The 22,642-nt window shown below is 66.1% G+C and carries 24 protein-coding genes; 13 read left to right on the forward strand and 11 right to left on the reverse strand.

Annotated features, from left to right (window positions below):
- Window positions 1–296: 296 nt before the first annotated feature.
- Window positions 297–563 carry a hypothetical protein gene (locus Q0C59_RS01840; RefSeq protein WP_291210871.1) on the reverse strand — a complete coding sequence of 89 codons (267 nt, stop codon included), beginning with the start codon at window positions 561–563 and terminating at the stop codon, window positions 297–299.
- 131 nt (window positions 564–694) lie between these two features.
- On the opposite strand from Q0C59_RS01840, the gene Q0C59_RS01845 reads away from it, so the two are divergent.
- From Q0C59_RS01845 to Q0C59_RS01870, 6 genes are all read left to right on the forward strand, one after another.
- Window positions 695–1,507: a hypothetical protein gene (locus tag Q0C59_RS01845; protein ID WP_291210873.1), complete on the forward strand. Its 813-nt coding sequence runs from the start codon at window positions 695–697 to the stop codon at window positions 1,505–1,507.
- Between the two features lie 337 nt (window positions 1,508–1,844).
- Window positions 1,845–2,681 (forward strand): ABC transporter substrate-binding protein, encoded by an 837-nt coding sequence (locus Q0C59_RS01850; protein WP_291210877.1) that lies wholly within the window; start codon window positions 1,845–1,847, stop codon window positions 2,679–2,681.
- A gap of 11 nt (window positions 2,682–2,692) precedes the next feature.
- A complete protein-coding gene (locus Q0C59_RS01855) occupies window positions 2,693–3,379 on the forward strand; it encodes an ABC transporter permease (protein ID WP_291210880.1) in 687 nt (228 codons plus the stop codon).
- Window positions 3,380–3,389: 10 nt separating this feature from the next.
- On the forward strand, window positions 3,390–4,103 hold the full coding sequence (locus Q0C59_RS01860) for an ABC transporter permease (protein WP_291210883.1): 714 nt from the start codon (window positions 3,390–3,392) through the stop codon (window positions 4,101–4,103).
- Between the two features lie 22 nt (window positions 4,104–4,125).
- Window positions 4,126–5,265, forward strand: a complete 1,140-nt coding sequence (locus tag Q0C59_RS01865) for a succinylglutamate desuccinylase/aspartoacylase family protein (RefSeq protein WP_291210886.1) — start codon at window positions 4,126–4,128, stop codon at window positions 5,263–5,265.
- 25 nt (window positions 5,266–5,290) lie between these two features.
- Entirely contained in the window at window positions 5,291–6,088 is a 798-nt protein-coding gene (locus Q0C59_RS01870; RefSeq protein ID WP_291210889.1) for an ABC transporter ATP-binding protein, read from the forward strand.
- 5 nt (window positions 6,089–6,093) lie between these two features.
- Here Q0C59_RS01870 and Q0C59_RS01875 read toward each other — a convergent pair whose 3' ends face one another.
- Together Q0C59_RS01875 and Q0C59_RS01880 are read right to left on the reverse strand one after the other, a co-directional pair.
- On the reverse strand, window positions 6,094–8,580 hold the full coding sequence (locus tag Q0C59_RS01875) for a penicillin acylase family protein (protein ID WP_291210892.1): 2,487 nt from the start codon (window positions 8,578–8,580) through the stop codon (window positions 6,094–6,096).
- Window positions 8,581–8,652: 72 nt separating this feature from the next.
- Window positions 8,653–9,597 (reverse strand): adenylate/guanylate cyclase domain-containing protein, encoded by a 945-nt coding sequence (locus tag Q0C59_RS01880; RefSeq protein ID WP_291210895.1) that lies wholly within the window; start codon window positions 9,595–9,597, stop codon window positions 8,653–8,655.
- A gap of 318 nt (window positions 9,598–9,915) precedes the next feature.
- Between Q0C59_RS01880 and Q0C59_RS01885 the strand changes: the two genes are divergently transcribed.
- Window positions 9,916–10,251: a hypothetical protein gene (locus tag Q0C59_RS01885; protein WP_291210898.1), complete on the forward strand. Its 336-nt coding sequence runs from the start codon at window positions 9,916–9,918 to the stop codon at window positions 10,249–10,251.
- Window positions 10,252–10,294: 43 nt separating this feature from the next.
- On the opposite strand, the gene Q0C59_RS01890 is transcribed toward Q0C59_RS01885, so the two are convergent.
- Both Q0C59_RS01890 and tadA read right to left on the reverse strand, forming a co-directional pair.
- A complete protein-coding gene (locus tag Q0C59_RS01890) occupies window positions 10,295–11,227 on the reverse strand; it encodes an LD-carboxypeptidase (RefSeq protein ID WP_291210901.1) in 933 nt (310 codons plus the stop codon).
- Window positions 11,228–11,254: 27 nt separating this feature from the next.
- Window positions 11,255–12,661, reverse strand: a complete 1,407-nt coding sequence (tadA, locus tag Q0C59_RS01895; RefSeq protein ID WP_291210904.1) for a tRNA adenosine(34) deaminase TadA — start codon at window positions 12,659–12,661, stop codon at window positions 11,255–11,257.
- Between the two features lie 83 nt (window positions 12,662–12,744).
- On the opposite strand from tadA, the gene opgC reads away from it, so the two are divergent.
- Window positions 12,745–13,899: an OpgC domain-containing protein gene (gene opgC / locus Q0C59_RS01900; RefSeq protein ID WP_291210907.1), complete on the forward strand. Its 1,155-nt coding sequence runs from the start codon at window positions 12,745–12,747 to the stop codon at window positions 13,897–13,899.
- Here opgC and Q0C59_RS01905 read toward each other — a convergent pair.
- Entirely contained in the window at window positions 13,879–14,544 is a 666-nt protein-coding gene (locus Q0C59_RS01905; RefSeq protein ID WP_291210909.1) for a GDSL-type esterase/lipase family protein, read from the reverse strand. The genes opgC and Q0C59_RS01905 overlap by 21 nt on opposite strands.
- Window positions 14,541–15,167 (reverse strand): FMN-binding negative transcriptional regulator, encoded by a 627-nt coding sequence (locus Q0C59_RS01910; RefSeq protein ID WP_291210912.1) that lies wholly within the window; start codon window positions 15,165–15,167, stop codon window positions 14,541–14,543. Before Q0C59_RS01910 ends, Q0C59_RS01905 begins: the two co-directional genes overlap by 4 nt.
- Before the next feature lie 95 nt (window positions 15,168–15,262).
- Between Q0C59_RS01910 and Q0C59_RS01915 the strand changes: the two genes are divergently transcribed.
- Together Q0C59_RS01915 and Q0C59_RS01920 are read left to right on the forward strand one after the other, a co-directional pair.
- The gene (locus Q0C59_RS01915) at window positions 15,263–15,829 is read left to right on the forward strand and encodes a hypothetical protein (RefSeq protein WP_291210916.1); all 567 of its coding nucleotides are present in this window, start codon (window positions 15,263–15,265) and stop codon (window positions 15,827–15,829) included.
- A gap of 81 nt (window positions 15,830–15,910) precedes the next feature.
- Complete coding sequence (locus Q0C59_RS01920; protein ID WP_291210919.1) at window positions 15,911–16,843, forward strand: RibD family protein; 933 nt, start codon at window positions 15,911–15,913, stop codon at window positions 16,841–16,843.
- On the opposite strand, the gene Q0C59_RS01925 is transcribed toward Q0C59_RS01920, so the two are convergent.
- The 4 genes from Q0C59_RS01925 to Q0C59_RS01940 form a co-directional block, all read right to left on the reverse strand.
- The gene (locus tag Q0C59_RS01925; RefSeq protein WP_291210922.1) at window positions 16,840–17,736 is read right to left on the reverse strand and encodes a class I SAM-dependent methyltransferase; all 897 of its coding nucleotides are present in this window, start codon (window positions 17,734–17,736) and stop codon (window positions 16,840–16,842) included. The genes Q0C59_RS01920 and Q0C59_RS01925 overlap by 4 nt on opposite strands.
- A gap of 62 nt (window positions 17,737–17,798) precedes the next feature.
- Window positions 17,799–18,854, reverse strand: coding sequence for a glycosyltransferase family 4 protein (locus Q0C59_RS01930; protein WP_291210944.1), 1,056 nt, complete (start codon window positions 18,852–18,854; stop codon window positions 17,799–17,801).
- Between the two features lie 5 nt (window positions 18,855–18,859).
- On the reverse strand, window positions 18,860–19,294 hold the full coding sequence (locus Q0C59_RS01935; RefSeq protein ID WP_291210925.1) for a 6-carboxytetrahydropterin synthase: 435 nt from the start codon (window positions 19,292–19,294) through the stop codon (window positions 18,860–18,862).
- Between the two features lie 16 nt (window positions 19,295–19,310).
- Window positions 19,311–20,306 carry a zinc-binding alcohol dehydrogenase gene (locus tag Q0C59_RS01940; RefSeq protein WP_291210927.1) on the reverse strand — a complete coding sequence of 332 codons (996 nt, stop codon included), beginning with the start codon at window positions 20,304–20,306 and terminating at the stop codon, window positions 19,311–19,313.
- A 91-nt stretch (window positions 20,307–20,397) separates the two neighbouring features.
- Here Q0C59_RS01940 and Q0C59_RS01945 point away from each other — a divergent pair, with 91 nt between their 5' ends.
- The 3 genes from Q0C59_RS01945 to Q0C59_RS01955 form a co-directional block, all read left to right on the forward strand.
- Window positions 20,398–21,195 (forward strand): CDP-alcohol phosphatidyltransferase family protein, encoded by a 798-nt coding sequence (locus Q0C59_RS01945; RefSeq protein WP_291210929.1) that lies wholly within the window; start codon window positions 20,398–20,400, stop codon window positions 21,193–21,195.
- A 3-nt stretch (window positions 21,196–21,198) separates the two neighbouring features.
- A complete protein-coding gene (locus Q0C59_RS01950) occupies window positions 21,199–21,813 on the forward strand; it encodes a YceI family protein (RefSeq protein ID WP_291210931.1) in 615 nt (204 codons plus the stop codon).
- On the forward strand, window positions 21,810–22,642 hold an 833-nt coding region (locus tag Q0C59_RS01955; protein WP_291210933.1), incomplete at its 3' end, for a hypothetical protein. The genes Q0C59_RS01950 and Q0C59_RS01955, both read left to right, overlap by 4 nt.

Consider the following 22,642-nt stretch of genomic DNA (forward strand, 5'->3'; position numbering starts at 1 on the left):
TGTAGGTCTCGAAGACCCATGGAGGCGGCCACCGCATGCGCGGGCCAGAGCCACAGGGATTTCTTCAGATGGCGCCGCTGATGCGGTACCACGCGCTTGAGGGATCGCGTCCTCGATCCCAGGCCGCCCCGTTTAAGGCACGGCCTGACCTCAGGGCTTGACAGCCCAGCCATTTGCGCCGACACTGCTGCTCAAGGTTCCCCAACCTGAGAGCAGTGACGACGCCGCCCAGCTTGCTGTGCGGCGTTTTCCATTTTGGGTGGTCTACGGACGGTGTTTCGGTTCTTTGCTCGTCGCTAGTCCTTTCCGGGCGACTCGCCCGCAGCCCGGACCGGTCCCAGCTTCGCCAGGATGCCGGCCCTCCAGTTGCGCACTTCGCTGGCGCTCGCGAACCACCCGCGGCGCCCCTCAATCTTCACCAGCATGATTGGCAGGCGGCCACCGCGAGCCGCCGCGCGAAATGCTTCTCCCGTACGAAAGCCCAGCGCCTCGCGCAACGCGGCGCCTCCGAGGAGTTCCTCTTCGTCCAGAGTCTGAGCGTACAGGCCGACTTTTGGCATCATTCATCCAACTACCGTCAAGTTGCGCAGGTTACGAATCGAGCGACGACTCCGTCTAGCGTTGAGGCAGTAATTCAATTCAGCAGTAAAACTTGTTTAGTAATTCATTTCTGCGCGCAGTTCCAGCCGAACGCGTGATCGACTTGGTCCCGCGGTCCTCTCTTTGGGCGAAGCCGACGATGTATCGGGCGCAAAGAGCGATCCAGCGCTGGAAGACGAAGGCGGTGCTTCAGGCACTGTTGGACGAGACCGGCGCCTCGGGACCCTACGACCTCGAATCCAAGCTGATCGAGGCCTACGGGGATGCCCTAGGGCCCCGGTGCAGTGCCTTCGACCGGATGAAAAAACTTGGGCAGCCGGATGTCGAGAAGAATTTGTCGCGGCTTGCACGGGACCCAGCCAATGCCTCCAGGTGGATGTACCACGCAACCCTCTATGCGCCCGAAGCGCTCGCTGTGTTGCGGGAGGTAGTCTGGCGATTGCTCGACCCGACGCCCATCGGATATGTCGAGTTGTCAGACCTGTACGAGCGCCGCTATCCGACGTGGGAGGTGCCACGCGGCATCAAGGTCGTGCTCGACGATCTGGAAGGATTCCCAGACTATGAATGGGTACATGTCAGGACCGGAGCTCTAAAGCAAAGGCGGGGCCTGACGGACGCGCTGTATGCCATGCGCAGCGCTGAACTACGGGGCAAGGAACGCGAGTACCACCTGCATCTATTGGGTGCGATGGAGCGACTCGCGAGCAAAGAATTGGACCCTGATTTGCAACTACTGGGGGTTGAGTGTTGTGACTACTTGGCGACTTGCTTCGGCCGCATTGAGGTCCCGCAATCGGTCCGCCGGGACAAGGTGATGGAACTTCGTCTAGGGCTTTCCGCTTACCTGGGCGCCGATCCGTTTGGTGTTATTACGGGCGGCGAACTCGAGTGGTGTCCGCGTTGATCCGCTGAGGTGTGGGATCGGCAGGATCGTTGGAACAATGAGCCTATCCGGCGCGATCCCCTGCAACTGACCCTTAATGGATTCGAGCACGGCGAATAGACCTAGTAGGATTCATGGGCCAATTTGCGCGTACTCGGTCAAAATGCTTTTGAATTCAGCATCTTAGATGACCTGGGTTGTCCCACCTCTGTCACCCGCCTTATGGAGGCACTGCCTCCTTGCTATGCGGGGAAACACCAGCAGCCCGATTTCGGTGCACCCCAGAGCGTCAACCTACAATTCACACGCTTGTCTCAACCCGTTCGGCGGACCATTTGACCGCTACTGAAAGATGTCCATGAAAACCCTGATTTTGTCCCTGAGCCTGATTGGTGCCGCTGCCTTGGTGGGTTGCGGAAAAACAGAAGCGCCTGCGCCTGCAGCTGCACCAGCTCCCGTCGCAGCCCCAGCACCGGCGCCAGCAGAACTGCCCGAACTCAAGGTGGCCATCGACCCCACCTACGAGCCTTTCACCTTCAAGACCGCCGATGGCAAGCCCACCGGCTTTGACGTGGACATCGCCGAAGCGCTGTGCAACGAGATCAAGCGCAAATGCGTCTATGTGGAACAAGTCTGGGACAGCATGATCCCCGGTTTGCAGGCCAAAAAATACGACGTGATCATCAGCTCGATGTCGATCACCGAAGAGCGTCAGCAAGTGGTGGACTTCACCGACAAGTACTACTTCACACCCAGCCGCATCGTGGTGAAGGCCGACACGGCGTTCACCGATGCCGCTTCACTCAAGGGCAAGAAGCTCGGCGTGCTCAAAGGCAGCACGCAAGAGAAGTACGCCATGGGCGAACTCAAGGCCGCCGGTGTCAACGTGGTTCCTTACGAAGCGCAAGACCAGGTCTATCTGGACATCAAGTCGGGCCGTCTGGATGGCACGGTGGCTGACCAGGTTGAAGTCAACGGTGGCTTCCTGAGCAAGCCCGAAGGCGCTGGCTATGGTTTCGTGGGACCGGTTCTGGCCGATGCGAAGTACTTCGGCACGGGCGTTGGTGTGGCACTGCGCAAGGACGAAACAGCGCTCAAGGATGAGTTGAATGCAGCCATCAAGACCATCCGTACCAACGGCGTCTACGAAACGGTCAGCAAGAAGTACTTCGACTTCGACGTGTACGGCAACTGAGCTGTCGCGTTTTGTCCGGCTACTTCAGCTCGATCCTGCAGGGCGCCCTCCTCACGGTGGGCGTCTCACTGGCCGCCTTGATGGTGGCCATCCTCCTGGGTCTGCTGGGTGCCGTGGCCAAACTCTCGGGCCGCCCCCTGGTGGTGGGGCTGGCCACGGTCTACACAACGCTCGTGAGGGGTGTTCCCGAGCTGGTGCTCATGCTGCTCATCTATTACGGCGGCACGATCGGACTGAACAACCTCCTTGAAGCCATGGGCAGCAAGGCCTCGGTGGACATCAATCCTTTCCTGGCCGGCGTGCTCACCATCGGCTTCATCTACGGCGCCTACATGACGGAGACTTTCCGCGGCGCCATCCTGTCGATTCCCAAGGGCCAGATGGAAGCGGCCTGGGCGTTCGGCATGGGACCCGTGCGCACCTTTGTGCGTATCACCGCTCCGCAGATGGTGCGTTATGCCCTCCCCGGCTTCACCAACAACTGGCTGGTGCTGATCAAGGCCACGGCCCTCATCAGCCTGATCGGTCTGCAGGAAATGACTTACCTCGCCAAGCAGGCCAGCGCGGCCACGCGCGAGCCTTTCACGTTCTTCCTGTTTGCTGCCGCCCTGTTCCTGGTCTACACGTCGGTATCGCTGTGGGCGCTGCGCTGGCTGGAACGACGCTTCAGCCTCGGCGTGAAACGCGCCAACGCATGAGCCGCTGCGCATGAAGTGGGAAGTCATCTTTCGCCCCAGCACCTTGGCCATGTATGGCGAAGGGCTGATCACCACCTTGTGGCTGCTGCTTTCGTCGCTGGGCGTGGGCACGGTGCTCGCCGTGCTGTTTGCGCTGGCGCTCACCAGCTCGATCAAACCCCTGCGCTGGCTCGTCGGCGCCTACACCTACGTGATCCGGGGAACGCCGCTGCTGATCCAGCTCTATTTGATTTACTACGGCCTGGCGCAGCTGGACTGGATCCAGGCCCGCTGGAACGATGTGTGGCCCTGGACGCACTTCAAGGAACCGTTCTTTTGCGCCTTGCTGGCCTTCAGCCTGAACACCGCGGCCTACACCGCCGAGATGCTGGCCGGAGCGATCCGGGAAACGTCGGCCGGTGAAATCGAGGCCGCCCAGGCCATGGGCATGAGCCCGGCCACCGCCATGCGCCGCATCGTGCTGCCCAGTGCCATCCGCCGCACGCTGCCGGCCTACAGCAACGAGGTGGTGATGATGCTGCACGCCACCAGCCTGGCCAGCACCGTGCCCGCCATGCTGGATGTGACCGCTGCGGCAAGCCGCATCTATTCGGACTTTTACCTGCCCTTCGAGGCTTACATCTTTGCGGCCGCGATCTACCTGACCATCACCTTCAGTCTGGTGGGCTTGTTCAAGCTGGCCGAACGGCGTTTTCTGGCCCACCTGGCACCGCGCGGCCATTGAGGCGTCCGCCCTTTGTCGAACCATGCAACGCATCGAATACCCTCTGCTGAGCCCCAGCCTGGGCAGCCAGAAAACCCTGGTGGCTTTTCACTTTGGCACGCCCGGCGCACGTCCGAAGGTCTACATCCAGGCCAGCCTGCATGCCGAAGAATTGCCCGGCATGCTGGTCGCGCACCACCTGCGCCAGCGGTTGGAGGCGGCCGACAAAGCGGGCCAGCTGCTGGGCGAGGTGATCCTGGTACCCGCGGCCAACCCGATCGGCCTGAGCCAGCGGCTGGACCACCGCGCCATGGGCCGGTTCGAATTCGACACCGCGCAAAACTTCAACCGCCACTACCCGGACATGGCCGGAGCTGTTCTGGACGACGCCCGCTCCCGCCTGGGCCCCGATGCGCAAGCCAACCTGGCCACCGTGCGTCAGCTGGTCGGCCAGTGGCTCACCCAATGGCAGCCCGCCAGCGAACTCGACAGCATGCGCCGGCAGTTGTTGCTGCTCTCGCACGATGCCGACGTGGTGCTCGACCTCCACTGCGACAACGATGCGGTGATGCACCTCTACAGCGAAGAGGCCTGCTGGCCACCGTTCGAGCCGCTGGCTTGCCTGCTGGGCTGCCAGGCCGTGTTGCTGGCGCGGGAGTCGGGCGGTGGACCCTTTGACGAACGCCTCTCGGGCCTGTGGTGGCAGCTGACTGCCGCGCTGCGCCAGGCCGGCGTGAACGCTCCCCTGCCCCAGGGCTGCGCGAGCGCCACGGTGGAACTGCGTGGCGAGGGCGACGTGTCGCACGACCTCGCGCGCAAGGACGCCCACGCGATCGTGGCTTTCCTTGAGCACATGGGCGCACTGGCCAGCGCCTCGCCCGCTCCACTGCCGCCCATGGCCTGCAAACCAACACCGCTGGCCGGATCGCAAACGCTGCGCTCACCGGTGCCGGGTGTGCTGGTGTTTCTGGTCAGACCCGGCGCCCGCGTGGAGGTGGGCGACGTGGTGGCCGAGGTGATCGACCCCACGGCGGCCGGTCTTGCGCGTGTGCATGAGGTGCGTTCAGAGGTCACGGGTGTGCTGTACGCCACCGTGCGCGAACGCTACATCGTCTCGGGCGGCGAGGTCGGCAAGATCGCCGGCGCCACACCCTTTCGCTCCGGCGACCTGCTGGGCGCCTGAGTTTTCATCCCATCGGGCATCGACCATGACTGCAGAAACCACCCTCAAAACGCCAGGCCGCCCCTTGCTGGAAGTCCACGACATCCACAAGCGGTTTGGCGCCAACGAAGTGCTCAAGGGTGTGTCGCTGCAGGCGCGAGCGGGCGACGTGATCAGTCTCATCGGCAGTTCCGGCTCGGGCAAGAGCACGCTGCTGCGCTGCATCAACCTCCTGGAGAACCCGAACACGGGTCGCATCGTGCTGGGCGGCGAAGAGCTGCAACTCAAGGCCGACAAGCACGGCGAGCTGCGCGCCGTGAACGCTGCCCAGCTGCAGCGCCTGCGCACCAAGCTGGCCATGGTGTTCCAGCACTTCAACCTCTGGGCACACATGACGGTGCTGCAGAACATCATCGAAGCGCCGGTTAACGTGCTGGGCATCCCGAAGGACAAGGCGGTGGAGACTGCGCGCCGCTACCTGGAGCGCGTGGGTCTGCGCGGTGTGGAAGACCGCTACCCGTCGCACATGAGCGGTGGCCAGCAGCAGCGCGTGGCGATCGCCCGGGCGCTGGCCGTGGAGCCCGATGTGATGCTGTTCGACGAGCCCACGAGCGCACTCGACCCGGAACTGGTGGGCGAGGTGTTGCGCGTGATGAAGCTGCTGGCCGAAGAAGGCCGCACCATGGTGGTGGTCACGCACGAAATGGGTTTTGCACGCGAGGTCTCCTCGCACCTCATCTTCCTGCACAAGGGCTGCATCGAAGAGCAAGGCGTGCCCGCCGAGGTGCTGGCGCGCCCCAGGAGCGAGCGGCTCGCCCAGTTCCTCTCAGGCAACCTGAAGTAAGGCCCTCAGGGCACGAGTTCCAGGGTCGAGGCCCACTCGCCGGGCTTCATGCTGAGCGCCCGGTACTCCACCGCGCTCCAGGTCTTGCTCATGTCGCGGTAGCGGCCTGAGAACACATTGCCGCTCTGCCCGGTCTGGTAAATGAAGCGCGAATTGTCCATGTCGGCCAGATCGTAGATGGCGCGCAGGCTGGCCGCGTGACGGTTGGCAAATGGGGCATCGGCTTTGTCCAGGTGGTATTGGCCGACGTTGACCGTGAATGGGTCGCCGCCCGTGGGCGTGCGCACCTCGAAGAACGGCGCCAGCGCTTTCACATTGCTCAGCGGTCGGTGGATCGAGATCGCCGGGTGGGCGTCGGCCCAGCGCCAGGCGGCCACGTCGTCACCTTGCTTCTGCCGCAGTTGGTCGAGTGCCCGGTCGAGTGCGCGTGTGCTGGCCGCCTCGCAGCCGGCTGCTCCGCACCAGGCTTTGTCGTTGCGCTCCAGGATGCCCTCCACTGCATTGCGGAACAGTCGTTTGCCGTACAGCGTCTCAAAGCGCGCCTGGCCCAGGCGCTCGCCCAGCACTTGGCGCGTGAATGCGTCGACCCAGGCGGTGTAGATCAGGGGCGCGGCCAGCTCGGCCCGCATTTCGCCGTTGAAGTCCTTGAGTTGCGTTTGTGCCGCCGCCGCCAGCGGGTGGTTCGACGCAGTTTTCTGCAGAAACGGCAGCAGTCGCACCGTGGCGGCCGACTGCAGGTCGCCGTGCATGGCCTGGAACGACGCCACCGTGTGCTGCGGCGTGGCTTCCAGCAGTGCTTCAATGCGTTCCTGGCGGTACGACGGGGCCCAGTCCTGCGTGATGAAGTGCGGGTAGTCGGCGGCGTGGATACGCTGGTTGGCGGTGGCGATCCAGCCGCGCTCGCCCGCGTCCTGCGGCGTGTCTTCATAGGGCAGCCAGCCCGCCCAGTCGTAACGCGCCTCCCAGCCAGGCGCGGGCGCCACACCACGGATGTCGTTGTCGGCGGAGCGCACCGGCACCCTGCCCACCGCCTTGTAGCCAATCACCCCGCTGCGGTCGGCCATCAACACGTTCTGCATTGGCGAGTGGAAATCGGCAAAGGCCTGGGTGAGATCGGCCACCGACTGTGCGCGGTTGGACTCCAGCGTGGCCACCACGTTGCGGTTGTCGGCGTCCAGCGCCGTCCAGCGCAGGGCCAGCACAAACTTGGCCGTATCGATGACCTCGCCATGACGCGCCTGCGCGTCGCTGAGCACCGGACCGTGGCGCGTGCTGCGCACCATGTGGCTCACGTCGGGCTGGTTCTTCACACGGATGGTTTCCATGCGCAGCTTGAAGTCAGCCCAGACCGGCTCGGCGGTGCTGCCCGGCACGCGGTACTGCGCCGGGTTGGCCGGGTTGATCTGTTCGATGTAGAGGTCCTGCACGTCCGGCCCGGTGTTGGTGAAACCCCAGGCCACCTGCTCGGTGCGCCCCAGCACCACGAACGGCGTGCCCGGCAACGTGGCGCCGATCACGTCCATGCCTTTCACGCCGTCGGCATCGGGCGCCTGCAGCCGCGCAAAATACCAGATGGCCGGAGCGCTCAGGCCCAGGTGCGGGTCGTTGGCCAGCAGGGGCATGCCGGTCTTGCTGCGCGCGCCCGAAACCACCCAGTTGTTCGATCCCTTGCCTTCGATGTTGCCCAGCTCGTGGGTCCAGCGCTCCATGTCGCGGCCTATGCGTGCAGCCATGTTCTGCGGTTCGGGCGTGGCAGACGACGTGGTCGCCGGTGTTGACCGGTACACACCGAGACTGCGGTACAGCGTGGCCAGGTCGGCCGTGGCTGCCGGTTGCTCGCCAGGGTAAGGCGGGAACAGCTCCCACAGCGCCGGCGTGTCGATGCTCTGCAGCGCCGTGAGGCGCGCAAATTCGTTGCCCCAGTTCCCGCCCAGGTCCAGTGCCATCATGATCGACCAGCCCACGCTGTCCAGCGGATCCCAGTAGCGCCCGGCGCGGGCCTCGGGCCCCGGGTCCACACTCATCAACACGAACTCGGGCGACAGTGCTTGCGGGCTGGTGGCGAAAAAGGCGTTGATCCCTTCGCTGTAAGCCTCCAGCGCCAGGCGTGCATCGGGCGGCAGACCCTCCCACTGGCGCTGGGCGGCTTCCCGGATGCCCAGCGTGCGCATGAGCTTGTCTGTTTCCAGCGTGGCCGGGCCCAGCACTTCAGAGAGCGCTCCGCGCATCACGCGGCGGTTGAATTCCAGTTGCCAGCCGCGCTCCTGTGCATGCACATAACCCAGCGCTTTCCACGCATCGGTTGGCCGGCTGGCCAGGATGTGCGTCACGTCGCTGGTATCGCGGTGCACCGTGACCGACCCAACCAGGCCGGTGAGCTGCAGCCGACCGTCCATCTTGGGCAGGGTTCGTTGTGCGTAGAACGCAGCAGCGGCCACCCCCGCGACGAGCAGCACCACCAACAGTTTGAAGAAACGTTTGACCCAGCGCATGGTGTCTCCTGCGTGTATTGGAAGGCTGTTCACAGCCCGCGTTGAGCACGCTTCGCAGCGGCGCGGAGGCCGTCAGTTTCGAAGCGGCGTTCGCCCCAGCACCATGTTGCCGTTGACCAGCTTGAAGCTCACCGTGGGCGCGCTGAAATCGGTGAACGGCGCCCCGAGCGCAATCTCGCCGTCGCTGTGCAGCATGCATTCCTGGCGGCGCAGCGCAATCACATTGTCACCGCCGGTAAAGCGCACCCAGGTGCCGTAGCTGCTGATGTCTTCCAGCACGTAGTTGCCAGCGCGCATGTCGATGCGGGTGTGCATGCGGGAGACGCGCGGGTCGCTGACCACAAAGTCGGCCTCGGGCACACGGCCGATTTTCAGCGGAAGCTCGGTCAGGCCAAAGCTGCGACTGCTGTCCAGCCACGCCAGTTCGATGCCGCCCATGCCCACGTCTTTCGGTGGCGTGAGCGAATGCAGATCGGCCGGCAAAGTGAGGAACTCGGAGAGCATCTCCTGCTGCCATTCGATGCGGAACACCTCGCACGGCTCAGTGCGGCCCTTGATGCGGATGGGACCCAGGCTTCGGCTGCGAACCGGGGTGCGGGGACCCAGTTCGCGCACGACGTTGTCGGTCACCAGAATTTGTTCGCCACCCGCGAGGTCGCTAAGGCGCGAAGCCAGGTTGACGGCATCACCAAAACAGTCGCCGTCGACCACCACGACCTGGCCGCGGGCCATGCCGATCTGCATCATGAGTTTGAGCCGGTTGGGCCACTGGACCACCCGCTTGGCGTGTTCCTGCTGGATCTGCACCATGGCTTCCACCGCGAGGCGGTTGCTGGTGAACGACAGCAAAACGCCGTCGCCCAGCATCTTGACCACCGTGCCGCCGTGCTCCATGCCGGTGGCCCCGATCCATTGGGTGAGCTTGGTCACCACCATCGTGGCGCGGTCGTTACCCAGTGTTTCAAACACCGAGACACTACCGGTCAAATCCACGAAAGCAATTGTCAGTTCGGCCATAGAGCAGATGAATATCGGCTGGATTAGAGCACACGCCCTCAAGGGCACTTTGTCACCTGCCAGCACCGCTGCGATGAGACCTTTGCAAGGTGTCGCGCACGTGCCTGGCCGCCGCTCATCGGGTATTAATCCCGGCCACCTCCCGGCATCAAAATGGACTCGAAGGTATTACAAACCTCAAGCATGGGGTAAAAACACGCGCGTAAACCTTTGATTTGTTTGTTGTTTTTCCATACCCAAGCGACGTGCGGGATTGCGTTGCCGCCGTAAGAGAACGTATCCTCTGCACGGATTCATAAAAGTCGTTGAGGACACACCATGCGCTGGTTCAAACCGAGTATTCGAAACAGCATTTCCGCCCTGCTCAGTCCCGAGGTTCACAAGGACCCAGGCCTTGCGTTGGAGCCGGTGCGAAAAGCCATGCTGGATGTGCTCGGTGATGACGGTGCCCAGATCAATCCTCAACTGGTGCGTCGCCTCAAGTACCTGCACGATCCCCACGCCTTGTGGTTTGCGCGCGCCGAAATGGTGGCTGTGTTGAGCCAGTTGCACGGTGAAGCCTTGGCGGTCCACCGGGTTCAAAGCCTCTCCCCCGTGTTTGCCGGCCTGGTGCCCAAAAGCCTGATCGAATCTTCGCGCCTGCGCACCCGCTGAGCCGCGCCCGACAGCCCGGTAGCGCCCTGCCGCCTCCGCTGCCTCAACCCCAGTAAATCAGGGCATCGCGCCCTTCCACCATCAGGTCGACCTTTTGCCCCACGGGCAACAGTACCTTGGTGGGCACATGGCCAAACGGCAGGCCTGTGAACACCGGCGTTTTGGTCTTCGTGCGCAACCAGTCCACCACCGTTTGCAGTTTGAAACCGCGGTCGTAGCCCGGCACCAGCTTGAAGCGGTTGAACGATCCCATCAGCACCGCCTTTTGACGCCCGAGGATGCCCGCGTTGAGCAACTGCGTGAGCTGTCGCTCGATGCGGTAGGGGTGTTCGTGGGTGTCTTCCAGAAACAGGATGCCACCCGTGATGGCGGGCAGGTGAGGTGTGCCTACGAGTGAGCAGATCACGTTGAGGTTGCCGCCCCACAGGGTGGCCGAGCGCACCCGCAGTTCGGGCTGCGCGTCTGCCTTGGCGGGCTTCATGAAAGCCAGGTCCGAGGTGGGCAGCCGCCAGCCCGCGCCTTCGCCGTGCCCGACCAGCAGGTCGTCAAAACACGCTTCCATGATGTCGTCCGGCGCCTCGGCGCCAAAGTCTTCGCCCAAGGCCGGCCCGGCCCAGGTGCAGGCGCCGGTTTTGGCCAGCAGGGCCATCTGCAGGGCAGTGAAATCGCTCAAGCCCACGAACTGTGTGCCGCTTTCAATCGCCTTGGTGAGTTTCTTGAACGGCAGCTCGCCCAGGATGCGGGTGAGGCCGTAACCGCCGCGCGAAATGAGCGCCACGTCAGCCCCGCTGGCCGCGGCACGGCCGATGGCTGCGAGCCGGGTCTCGTCGTCGCCGGCAAAGCGCATGTGGGTGGAAAGTGCCGACTCGTCGATTTCGACCTCGTGACCCAGGGCTTTGAGCCGCGCCACGCCCCGGCGGTACGCGACCTTGTCGCGCACCGCGCTGGAGGGGGAGTAAATGTAGATGTGGCTCATGGGTTAGGGTGCGGCAAAAGAGATCGATTATCGAGGTGCTGCAACACCGAAATGGCGCACAGCCGCTTGGGCAATCGCCTCGCCATGCTCCTGCACAAAATGCCCGGCCTGCGGCAGCAGCATCGGCTCGGGACAGTGGCGGACACTGCGGTGCAGCGCCCGCATCACCGGCTCGCCCAGCACCGGGTCTTGCTGGCCGATGGCCATGAAACTGAGTCCCGTCCACTGGTTGGACCAGAAGGTCTGCGCCTGGCGGCTGACGGCCGCACCGTCGTCGTCCAGGTGCTCCGGGACCATGGCGGGAAACGCGCGCAGCGCCGCGCGGTGGCCTTTGTCGGGAAACGGCGCGTTGTAGACGGCGCACTCTTCAGCACTCATCTGAGGATTGCCACGCGCGAACAAGCGGGCCACGTCGAACGCCGGGTTCTGCGCGCACATGGTGCGCCAGGCCAGAAAACCCGGCGACAAAGGCGTCTCGCCCGTGGCCAGTGTCGTGTTCATCACCAGCAGGCCGCGGTAGCGCTCGGGTGCGTCCATGGGCAGCGTGAGGCCGAGCAGGCCGCCCCAGTCCTGCACCACCAGCACCACGTTGCGCAGGTCGAGCCGCTCGACGAATTCGAGCAGCACCCGCCGGTGCCAGCTGAATGTGTGCGCGCTGTCTTTCTTGGGTTTGTCGCTGCGGCCAAAACCGATCAGATCGGGGGCCACGACTCGCCCGCCGCTGGCCAGAAATACCGGGATCATCTTTCGGTACAGGTAGCTCCAGGCCGGGTTGCCGTGCAGGCAGAGCCAGGTGATGTTCCGATCGCCCTGAGCTTGTCGAAGGGGCGGGCCTTCGTCCAGGTAGTGCATGCGCCATCCGCCCAGCGCGGGCAGGTCGCTGATGTAGTTGGGCTGCCAGGGGTAACCGGGCAGATCGGCGAACCGTGCATCCGGGGTGCGCAGCGCGTCTTCGCGCAAGGGGTGCAGGTTCACGCGGCGTTCCTTGAAAAAGCCACGCAGCAGGTCGGCCGCCTCATCTGCAAGTACACCGCCCAACACCTGGGTCTGGTGGTTGAGTTGGTCGTGCGTGAACAGGTTGATGACCGAGCCTGCAGCACCGGTCTTGGGATCTGCGGCGCCGTACACAACGCGCGCCAGCCTCGCGTGCAGCATGGCACCGCTGCACATGGCACACGGCTCCAGCGTCACGTACAAGGTGCAACCGTCCAGGCGGTAGTTGCCCAAGGCCTGCGCCGTCGCGCGCAGGGCCACGATCTCGGCGTGTGCCGTGGGGTCGTGCCCTTCGATCGGCGCGTTGCGGCCAGTGGCGATCACGCGTCCGTCTTTCACCACCACCGCGCCCACCGGCACTTCACCATCGGCCGCCGCCGCCTGGGCCTCGGCCAGCGCCAGGCGCATGAAATCTTCGTCGGTCGGTGTGTTGTCGGGCATGCGAACGAGTGTAGGACAGCGCCCCGGCACACACAGGGACGGCCACCCCTCTGGCATGATCGCGGGTTGTTCTGGTTTTCCCTATGTCCACGCCCCTCCTCCACCCATCCAACCGCCGCTGGGAGCTCGACGCCCTGCGGGGTTTGATGCTCGTGCTGATGACGCTGACCCACATGCCGACGATGTTCTCGTTGCCATCGGGCCAGCCCTTCGGCTTCGTGTCGGCCGCCGAGGGTTTTGTGTTTCTGTCGGCCTACATGGCCGGCCGTGTGTACGGCAAGCGCGCCCGGCGCGACGGTGTGGCCGTGATGCAGAGCGCGTTCCACGAGCGTGCACTCAAGCTCTACCTGTGCCAGCTGGCCCTGCTGCTGCTCGCCTTCACGGTCATCGCCTGGCTGGGCGTGCACAACCGCCAGGGTGGGGTCACGGGCCTGCTCGAATTCTTCTTCATCGACAGGCCAGCTGCGGTGGTGGGTGCGGCGCTGCTGCTGTACAACCCGCCGCTGCTGGACATCCTGCCGCTGTACATCGCCCTGATGCTTCTGAGCCCATGGCTGCTGCGCCGCGGTCTGCGCACGGGTTGGCAGGGTGTGCTGGCGGTCAGCGCCCTGCTCTGGCTGGCCGAGCAGTGGGGCCTGGGTCTGGCTTTGTACGAACTGGCTGTGAACCTCACGGGCCTGCCCATTCCCTACAAGGACATGGGCGCTTTCCACTGGCTGGCCTGGCAGGCACTGTGGGTCGTGGGTCTGTGGCTCGGCGCCCGCGAACAGCCGCTACCGCGTTTTCCGCTGTGGCTTGTGGTCCCGGCGGCGGTGTACGCGGCGGGCATGCTGTTGTGGCGCCACATGGTGGGCCAAGACCCGATGCCCGGGGTGCCCGCCATCGCCATGCTGCTCGACAAATGGACGCTCGGTCCGCTGCGCGTGCTGAACTTCGCCAGCGTCTTCGTGCTGTTGGTGACCTTCGGCCCGTCGCTCAAGCAGGTCATGCCCAGGCCCCTGCCGCTGGAGCTGCTGGGCCGGCATTCGTTGCCGGTGTTCAGCGCCCACATCGTGATCGCCCTGTTCACGCTGGCCTTCTTCGGCTCCACCCAGGTGGTGCGCCCCTGGAGCACCGATGTGGCGTTGGTGGCGGGCGCGTTCGCGGGGCTCTTCGCCGTGGCCATGGCGCTGGAAGCGCGCGAGCGCAGCGGCTGGCGGATGACGCTGGCGCTTCGTTCAAGGCCGCAGGTGCGCTGACACGATCTGGCGCCACAGGCCGTAGCCCTCGGCGCTCAGGTGCAGCTGGTCGCGCACGAACAGCTCGGGCCGAGGTCGGCCGTCGTTGTCCAGCATGGCGGTGTGCACATCGATGTAGTCCAGGTTGTCGTGCTGCAGCACGTGGGTCTGGATCAGCAGGTTGGCTTCGCGCATGGTGGCCATGAACGCCAGGCGTGAAGGGCTGGGCTTGATGGCCATCCAGGCCACGCGCGTGGCCGGCAAGGCGCCCTGCACCTGCTGCACGAAGCGCTGGAAATGCGTCAGCAGCTCCGAAGGACTCACACCCTCGTGAATGTCGTTTTCCCCCGCATACAGCACCACCTGCCGTGGCTGGTAAGGCAGCACCAGCCGGTGCACCAGGTCGGCGTTTTCCGAGAGCCGCGAGCCACCAAAGCCGCGCTTGATCACCACGGGCTGGTCGGCAAAGGCGGTTTCCAACCCGGTCCAGAAACGGATCGACGAACTGCCGACGAACAGAACACCGCCGGGCGGCGGCATCTGCAGGCGGTCGGCTGCGGCGAAGGCCTCGAGTTCCTTTTTCCAGCGCTGCTCGGTCGACTGGGTTTGTGCCCAAAGCGTCAGCGGCAGCAGTGCCGCCGCCAGCAGCCAACTGCGACGTCTCATGCGCCCTGCCCTGTCAGCATCAGGCGGCGCATCCAGCCGGCCAGCGCGCGCTCGTTTTCGTTGCCCGCTTCGTAGGCCTCGACCATCGCAGCGTGGGACTCGGGCCGGTGCTGGTTGAGCTTGACCTTGCACTGCAGCCCCGTCACGCGCAGCTCGAACGCGTGGATACCACCCATCATCTTGTGCTGGTAGTCCTCGGGCAACGCGCGCCACTGCGCTTCGTAGGCCGGGTCGTGGTCGTGGATCAGGTGTTTGAGCAAGCGGTCCTTGTCGTCAAACGAATCGATGAAGCTCACCTGCACCCGGGCGTGAACAGCCAGGTAGCTCCAGGTCGGCACGCGGGTGAGGTCGGGATACACGCGCGGCGTCATGTAGGCCTGCGGGCCCTGGAACACCACCAGCGCGGTGTCTCGCTGGCGCAGGTGGCCGGCGTGTGGGTTGGGTCGCGCCACATGGCCCAGCAGCGTCAAGCCCCCCTCTTCTTCCACCAGGTGCAGCGGCAGCGGTGTGACAAACGGAAACCCGTCATCGTCGGTGGACACCAGACTGGCGAAGGGATGCGCACGCATGATGTCGAGGGCGATGGCGGGGTCTTTGGCGGCGAACTGCGGCGGCAGGTACATGGCGGCCTCTTTCAGGGGGTGACTGGGCAGGTTTCAGACGGAGCCGCAGTGTATTCCCGCACCGCAAAACAAGGCGGCGGTGGGATGATGCGCTCATGTCCTTTCTCCACCACCCTGTGTTCCAGAGCCTGGTTTTGCCCTTCGTGCTGGCGGTGGCCATCAGCCTGCTGTTGCGTCCCCTGGGTCTGCGGTGGTCTTCGCTGGGTGCGGCACTCGGACTGTTGCTGGCCATGGCCATGTGGCCCGGGTTCGACTGGCCGGCCGCTTCGCGCGTCCAGACACTGCCCTGGCTTGCCCTCGGCAGCACGCTGTTGGCTGCCCTGGCCATTGCCCTGAAAGCACCCGGCACGCGCGCCATGGGGCGGCGCAACGGGCTGGTCGCCACCGTGTTGCTGACACTGATCGCGTTCGGGCTGGGCGCCTGGGGTGCATTGGGGGGCTCGCTGCTGCTGGCGCAGCTGGCCTTGATGCTGGCCACGGTTGGCGGCGTGGCCGTGTTGTGGGCGTGGCGCGCCGCGTCGGTTTCGCCGGTGTCGCTGCTGCCGCTGCTGCTCACCGGCGCTGGCATCGCGCTGTGCCTGGCCTGGTTGCCCGCGGCTGGGCCCGGGGCTGCGGAAGGAGCCGACGTTGATGACCCTTACTATGCGCCCCGGTGGAAATAGGACGCTGATGGGCCCGCCGTCAAGTCGAGGGCTATTCCGGACATTGGCGCTTTATCGGGGTCGCAATGCGATGATGATTTGATGCCCTCCACCGTGCAGAGCCCGCCCTCAACAGCCACGCTTGATGCCGCCACCGATCCGGTCGGGGATGTCCCGCGCGACTGGCCCGGGCTGTGGCTTCAGATGCTGCGAGCCCGCAACGGCGCACCCTCGCCACAGTTGAGCCACAGTCCCGAGTTCGGCTGGGCGGTTGATGACGTGATCGGCGTGCGCGCCTCGGCCCTGTTCGATCTCTACAAGCCCCTGCTCGACGCACGCGCGCGCCAGCGCCGTCCCCGGGAGCACACACCCTGGGTGGTGGCCCAGCTCGGTCAGAGCCTGGACGGCTTCGTCGCCACGCTCACCGGCGACTCCTACTACGTCAATGGCGCCCACTGCCTCTTGCATCTACACCGATTACGCGCACTCTGCGACGCGGTGGTGGTGGGTGCCGGCACGGTGGCCACCGACAACCCGCAGCTGACCACCCGGCGCGTGCCCGGGCCGCAACCGGTGCGTGTGGTGATGGACCCCGAAGCGCGGCTGGACGGCCTCTCGCGCGTGTTTCGCGACGGCCAGGCGCCCACGCTGTGGGTCTGCGACAGCCGCCATGCGGCGCAGGCCCGCTCGCGCCTGGGGCCCGTTCCTGTTCATGCCGAGGTGCTGGCCGTTGACGACCTGCTCGCAAACGACGGCACTGCGGGATACCACCCGCAGCGGGCCGTGTCTGCCCTGGCCACGCGCGGTTTGCACCTGTTGTTCGTGGAGGGTGGCGGCATCACTGTCTCGCGTTTTTTCACCGCCGGTGCGCTGGACCGGCTGCACCTGGTGGTGGCGCCCGTGCTCATCGGCAACGGGCGGCGCGGCCTGCAAGCCACGGCGCATGCGGTGATGGCCGACTGCCCAAGACCGAAGGTGCGCACGCTGGCGCTCGGCCAGGACATGCTCTGGGATCTGGACTTGCGTTCTTCCTAGCCAGGCAAGGCCAGCAGATCGATGTGGCCCACCCGCAGTTGGCTGTGCGCAGCGGTGGCCAGACGGCGGCCGCGCCAGGCCGTCACAGATGAAGTTGACGCTGGGAACCGTTCGCAGGCCGCCCTCGCCATGCCCTCGATCAAGGCGCATTGCATGGCCTGGTCCTTCGGGCCGGCGATCCCATCCACCCACCAGTCGCTGGTGGCTGTGAACACACGGTAGCCCGCTGCTTCCAGCGCCTGCCGCAAGACGGGCACGGCCTGCGGCCCCAGCGCGAAACCCAGGCCCTTGTCTTGCTGCTGGTGCTCGCCAAACAGGCGGTCCACAGTCGCGTCCGCCGGGTCCCCGGGCGTCCAGACGTGGCGGCCGTCCACATTCAGGCTCATGAGCATGGCCACGCCCGACGCCGCACTGGCCGCCACCAGCCGTTGCAGCCAGGCGGTACCCACCAGGTCGAGCAAGGCCGATGCGGTGACGAGGTCAGCGGCGTGCCAGGGCAAGGTTTCCAGTCCCGCCAAGAGGTCCATCGGTTGCCGCACGATGTCGGCCTCAAACCCTGGGCCGGCAAACGACAACGCTTCATGCAGGCCCGCGTCGCGGCCGGTGTGGGAGCCCTCCACCGCCGCCAGGCGTTCGGGCCAGCAACGCAACAGATCCGCATCGTGGTCCACCACCAGCCACTGCTGCGCCCCGCCCAGCCGGGGCGCGAGCCAGCGCAGGTTTGCGCCGGTGCCGCAGGCCAGGTCGATCACGCGCAACGGCCGGGTTGGGTCCGTCCGCAGCGAGGCCAGGCGATGCGTCAACTGGAGCTCACCAGCGGCGGCATCGCGTGCCACCGCATCGAACGGTTCGCGCAATTGCAGCCAGTCGGCACTGAAGGTGGCCGTGCTCACTGGAGTACCTTCGCCCTGCGGGCTGCGGTGCGAGCTTGCTTGGGAACGGCCCGGCGCCGCGCTCATTCAACGCCCTCGAGCACGGTTGCGAACTGCGCGGCCTGCATGGGCCAGGTCGGCAAGCTTGCTGCAGCGGCGCGAGCACCCGCAGCCAGGCGCGCTCGCAGCACGGCGTCGGACAGCACCTGCGCCAGCGCGGCCTGCAGCGGTGCCACTTCTCCGGCCGGCACCTGCAAGCCCGCGCTGGCCGGCAGCGTCTGCGCGAGCGCCCCGGCGTCGCTGGCTACCACGGGCAATCCGTGGGCCAGGGCTTCGGTGATCACCATGCCGAAACCTTCATGCAAGGAGGCGAGCACGAACACGTCGGCCGCGGCAAAGTGCTCGTGCAATGCTTGCGCGTCCACCTCGCCGTGCCATTGCACGCGTTCGCCCAAGGGCGCGGCCAGGGCCTGCAGTTGCGCTGCGGTGTCGGGGTCGCGCGTGGCGCTGCCCACGTTGTGCAGCGTCCAGTCCAGGTGGGGCAATCCGGCCAGCGCCTGCAGCAGCAGCGCATGGCCTTTGCGGGCGGTGAGCGTGGCCACGCAGAGCAGTCGCAGGGAACCATCGGTTTTGACCGGCATCGGCGTCGGGTCCACAGGATCGGTGCCCGGCTCCACCACGGCAATCCTGGCTGGCGGCACGCCCATCGCAGCCAAGTCTTGCGCGGTGCGCTGGCTGGTCACCACCACACGGCTTGCATGTCGCATCGCCCGGGTTTCGTCACCCAGCAGTTGCTGACACACCGCCTCGGGCAAACCGGTTTCCAGGTGCAGCGGGTGGTGCACCAGCGCCAGCCAGCGCAGGCGCGCGGCGTGCGGCGCCACCACCGTGTCCATTGCGCCGAAGGCCAGGCCGTCGGCCACCACCAGCGTGCCATCGGCCAGCGAAGCCACCATCTCGGCGGCGGCCGCCAGCGCAGCCGCGTCGGGGTGCGGCCAGGTGCCGCTGAGCGACAACACATCGACCCACCAACCGGCCTCGCGCAGTGCCAGCACCAGCCGGCGGTCGTAGGTGTAGCCGCCGGTGGGTGTGGTCCAGTCGCCGGGAATCAGAAAGCAGCAGGCGCGCGGGCCCGGCATGGCGCTCACGCGGGTATGCGCACGGGCACAGCGCCTTCATAGGAGGCCCAGGCCACGTGCGATTCGTTCAACGTCACGCGGATGTGTTGCACGCCGGCCGACCCGGCCGACGGCAAGGCGTTGGCGCCCAGCGCACCAGCCGCCAGACGCGCGGCCACGCGGTCGAAGATCAGGCGGGCCAGGAACTCTGTGGTGGTGTTGCGCCCCTTGAACTGGGGCTCTTCGTCGAGGTTGCGGAAGTTGAGCGCGGCGAGTTCTTCGCGCAGCACTTGCGTGGCCAGGCCAATGTCGACCACGATGCCGTCCGCGTCCAGCACCTCGCGGCGCAGTTCCAGGTCGACCACGTAGGTGGCGCCGTGCATGCGCTGCGCGGGCCCGAAAACGGCGCCCTGGAAGCTGTGGGCAATCATGAAATGGTCTCTGACGTTGACGGCGTACATCGTGGTGTTCTCTTGTTCAGTTGGGGTAATCGATGCGATGGCACAGCGTGTCGGCAGCGCCGGTTGAAAGGCGCTCCAGCACCGCGGGGAGTTCATGAAACGGTGCGCTGTGCGTGATGAGTCGGTCCAGTGCCGGGTCGGTGAGCAGGGAGAGCGCCAGTTCGAGCCGGCGGCGGTGGCTCCAGAGCCCGCGCTGAGGCGTGGCCACGTGGCCGACCTGCGAACTCTTGAGCGTGAGGCGCTGCGAGTGAAAGGCTTCGCCCAGCGGCACGCTGATCGCGCGGGTGCCGTACCAGCTGAGTTCGAGCACGGTGGCTTCAAACGCCGCCAGCCGCAGCGCGGTCGCCAGGCCCGCGCCCTGGCCACTGGTGTGCACCACCAGGTCGGCATCGGCGCGCGCGCTGTCCGGCAGGGAGAAGCCGGCGCCGAGTGCCCGGGCCACATCGGCGCGGCCAGCCTCGGTGTCGACCACCTGCACTTCGCAGCCCGGCAACCGGGCCGCCAGCCAGGCCACCAGCAGGCCCAGCGTGCCGCCGCCCACCACCGCGATGCGGTCGCCCAGGCGCGGTGCGGCGTCCCACAATGCGTTGATGGCCGTTTCCAGGTTGGCCGCCAGCACGGCGCGCGCAGCCGGCACACCCGCGGGCAAGGGAATCACGGCGGAGGCCGGCACCTGGTACACGGTCTGGTGCGGGTACAGGCAGAACACGGTGCGCCCCAGCAGATCGCTGGGCCCGGCCTCGACCACGCCCACATTCACATAGCCGTATTTCACCGGACCGGGGAAGTCGTCTTGCTGGAACGGGGCGCGCATGCGCTGCCACTCGCTGGCCGGCACCTCGCCGCGGAACACCAGGCCTTCCGTGCCCCGGCTCACACCGGTGTGCAGGGTGCGCACACGCACCTCACCGTCGGCCAACGGCGGCAGCGATTCTTCGCGGATCTCGGCGTGGCCGGGCTCCACGGTCCAGCAGGCCTGAGCGGTGATCGGGGAGCGTGAAGGTGATGCCATGAACGAAAAGGGATATGCCGTGTCAGAAGGGTCGTGCGTGCCATGATGGCCGCGACCTGCCAACCGGCGGGGCCATCTTATGTTGCAGACGATGAAAACCGCAGGCAGCTCACCCTTTACGCCCCAGCCCCGTCAGGACATCGCGGACCGCCGGGGTCTGGCGCGCGACGCTGCGCGCGACCTCGCCGTGGTGGGCTTGCTGGTGCTGCTCACTGGCTTCGGGTTGGCCGCTTCAGCGGGTCTGGGTCTCGACCACGTCGTCAAGGCCTTGCTGGTGTACGCCGCAGGCGCCTGGCTGGTGTGGCGTGGCCTGGGTGCCCACCCACACGCCCGCTTTGGCCCTGCCAACCGGGTGACGCTTGCCCGCCTGGGGGCCATGTCGCTCATGGCGGCGCTGCTCGGTGAAGCCCTGCCCCGCCCACCGCTGGATGCAATGGCCACGGCCGCCTGGTGGCTGGTGATCGTGGCCACCGTCACGGCGCTGCTCGACGCGGTGGATGGCGCACTCGCGCGGCGCAGCGGCCTGGCCAGCGCCTTCGGCGCGCGCTTCGACATGGAGACCGACGCCGCCTTCACCCTGGTGCTGTGCGCGCTCGTGGTGCAGGCCGGCCAGGCCGGCGTCTGGATTCTGGCCAGCGGGCTCATGCGTTATGCCTTCGTGGCTGCGGCCTTCGTCTGGCCCTGGTTGAACGGACCACTGCAGCCGAGCAAACGGCGCCAGACCGTGTGTGTGGTGCAGATCACCACGCTCATCGTGTGCCTCGGCCCCATCGTGCCGCCGCTGCTGGCCAGCGCGCTGGCCGCGGTCAGCCTGGCCTTGTTGACCCTGTCCTTCGCCATCGATGTGCGAACCCTGGCGCGGCAGCGCCCCACCCCACCGGAGACCTGAACCATGCGTGCCCACCTGTTGAAAACCACCATCGTCTGGGCCGCCATCGCGGCCAGTTCCCCGCTGTTGATGAGCACGGCACATGCCCAGGCCGCGCGCTACGAACTCGACCCCGACCACACCACCGTGGCCTTTCTGGTCGACCACATCGGCTACGCCAAGGTGCTCGGCATGTTCCGCTCCGCGCGCGGCAGCTACCGCTTTGACGAAGCCACGGCCACGCTCTCGGAGGTGCGCATCGAGGTGGAAACTGCCAGCGTTTTCAGCAACCAGCGCAAGCGCGACGACCACCTCAAAGGCCCGGATTTTCTGAACAGCGGCGAGTTTCCCAAGATGGTGTTCACCGCCTCCGGCGCCAAACGCACGGGCGACAAGACCTTCGACATCAGCGGCCAGCTCGAACTGCTGGGCAAGACGCAACCGCTCACCTTGCAGGCCACCTGGAACAAAAGCGCAGAGTCCCCACTGGGCGGACCACTGGGCAAGCCTTATGTGATGGGTGTGTCGGCGCGCGGCAGTTTCAAGCGCAGCGCCTACGGCATGAACTACGCGGTAGCCAACGGCTGGGTGGGCGACGAGGTGCCACTCATCATTGAATTCGAGGCCATTCGCAAGTGATGTGGGCACAGGCGCAGGCGGCGCCGCCGTCGGCGTCGGGCTGGCTGCTGCGTTTCTTGCTGGCGTTCGGCGTGCTCAACACGCTGCTCACCTTCGAAAACCGCTGGCCCGGTTTCGGCGTGGCCTACATGCCGCGACTGTCGTTCGAGCTGTGCCTGGCTTTGGTGGCGCTGTTGGGCTGGGTGGCGTGGCGCGGCGGCCTGTCGTCCCGGGCCGCCTGGATTGGGACCGCTGCTTTCGTGGGTCTGGTGCTGGTGCGCTACGCCAACGTCACCGCGCCCGCCGTGATGGGGCGCCCGGTCAATGTGTACTGGGATGGCCGCCATGCGGGCGAATTGCTCCGGGTGGCCGCGCAGGCCATGCCAGGCTGGCAAGTGGCGGCAGCGATCGTCACGCTGCTGGCGGGTGGGCTGCTGCTCGCGCTGGTGGTGCGCTGGTCCATCGGCGTGCTGGCGAGCTGCCTGGTGTGGTCACGTCCCCGGCCATGGCTGCTGTCCGGCGTAGGCGCCTGTGCGCTGAGCTTTGCCGCGTATGTTCCAGACCAGAGCGACACGCGCTGGTTTTTCTCGTTGCCCATCACCCCGACGCTCTTGCAGCAGGGCCAACTGTTGGCACAGGTGTGGCTGCCGGGGCATTCGCGGGCGGCGCTGGGGGCAAGCCCGGCTTTCGGCGGTGATCTCTCCGGACTGGTGGGCACCAGCGGCCCGGCTGACGTCTTGCTGGTGTTCGCGGAGTCCTACGGCGCCATCACTTTTGACGACGCCACACAGGCCGCCGCGCTCGCCGAACCACGCGCGGAGCTCGCGCAGGCGATTCAGGACAGCGGTCG

Origin of the sequence: Hydrogenophaga sp., assembly GCF_022844385.1 — a bacterium.
Lineage (GTDB): Bacteria > Pseudomonadota > Gammaproteobacteria > Burkholderiales > Burkholderiaceae_C > Hydrogenophaga.

Excerpts from the sequence above, each read along its gene's own strand:
- Q0C59_RS01840 (WP_291210871.1), bottom strand. The coding sequence starts at position 563 with ATGATGCCAAAAGTCGGCCTGTACGCTCAGACTCTGGACGAAGAGGAA.
- Q0C59_RS01850 (WP_291210877.1), top strand. The coding sequence starts at position 1,845 with ATGAAAACCCTGATTTTGTCCCTGAGCCTGATTGGTGCCGCTGCCTTG.
- Q0C59_RS01860 (WP_291210883.1), top strand. The coding sequence starts at position 3,390 with ATGAAGTGGGAAGTCATCTTTCGCCCCAGCACCTTGGCCATGTATGGC.
- Q0C59_RS01865 (WP_291210886.1), top strand. The coding sequence starts at position 4,126 with ATGCAACGCATCGAATACCCTCTGCTGAGCCCCAGCCTGGGCAGCCAG.
- Q0C59_RS01870 (WP_291210889.1), top strand. The coding sequence starts at position 5,291 with ATGACTGCAGAAACCACCCTCAAAACGCCAGGCCGCCCCTTGCTGGAA.
- Q0C59_RS01875 (WP_291210892.1), bottom strand. The coding sequence starts at position 8,580 with ATGCGCTGGGTCAAACGTTTCTTCAAACTGTTGGTGGTGCTGCTCGTC.
- Q0C59_RS01880 (WP_291210895.1), bottom strand. The coding sequence starts at position 9,597 with ATGGCCGAACTGACAATTGCTTTCGTGGATTTGACCGGTAGTGTCTCG.
- Q0C59_RS01885 (WP_291210898.1), top strand. The coding sequence starts at position 9,916 with ATGCGCTGGTTCAAACCGAGTATTCGAAACAGCATTTCCGCCCTGCTC.
- Q0C59_RS01890 (WP_291210901.1), bottom strand. The coding sequence starts at position 11,227 with ATGAGCCACATCTACATTTACTCCCCCTCCAGCGCGGTGCGCGACAAG.
- tadA (WP_291210904.1), bottom strand. The coding sequence starts at position 12,661 with ATGCCCGACAACACACCGACCGACGAAGATTTCATGCGCCTGGCGCTG.
- opgC (WP_291210907.1), top strand. The coding sequence starts at position 12,745 with ATGTCCACGCCCCTCCTCCACCCATCCAACCGCCGCTGGGAGCTCGAC.
- Q0C59_RS01905 (WP_291210909.1), bottom strand. The coding sequence starts at position 14,544 with ATGAGACGTCGCAGTTGGCTGCTGGCGGCGGCACTGCTGCCGCTGACG.
- Q0C59_RS01910 (WP_291210912.1), bottom strand. The coding sequence starts at position 15,167 with ATGTACCTGCCGCCGCAGTTCGCCGCCAAAGACCCCGCCATCGCCCTC.
- Q0C59_RS01915 (WP_291210916.1), top strand. The coding sequence starts at position 15,263 with ATGTCCTTTCTCCACCACCCTGTGTTCCAGAGCCTGGTTTTGCCCTTC.
- Q0C59_RS01920 (WP_291210919.1), top strand. The coding sequence starts at position 15,911 with ATGCCCTCCACCGTGCAGAGCCCGCCCTCAACAGCCACGCTTGATGCC.
- Q0C59_RS01930 (WP_291210944.1), bottom strand. The coding sequence starts at position 18,854 with ATGCCGGGCCCGCGCGCCTGCTGCTTTCTGATTCCCGGCGACTGGACC.
- Q0C59_RS01935 (WP_291210925.1), bottom strand. The coding sequence starts at position 19,294 with ATGTACGCCGTCAACGTCAGAGACCATTTCATGATTGCCCACAGCTTC.
- Q0C59_RS01940 (WP_291210927.1), bottom strand. The coding sequence starts at position 20,306 with ATGGCATCACCTTCACGCTCCCCGATCACCGCTCAGGCCTGCTGGACC.
- Q0C59_RS01945 (WP_291210929.1), top strand. The coding sequence starts at position 20,398 with ATGAAAACCGCAGGCAGCTCACCCTTTACGCCCCAGCCCCGTCAGGAC.
- Q0C59_RS01950 (WP_291210931.1), top strand. The coding sequence starts at position 21,199 with ATGCGTGCCCACCTGTTGAAAACCACCATCGTCTGGGCCGCCATCGCG.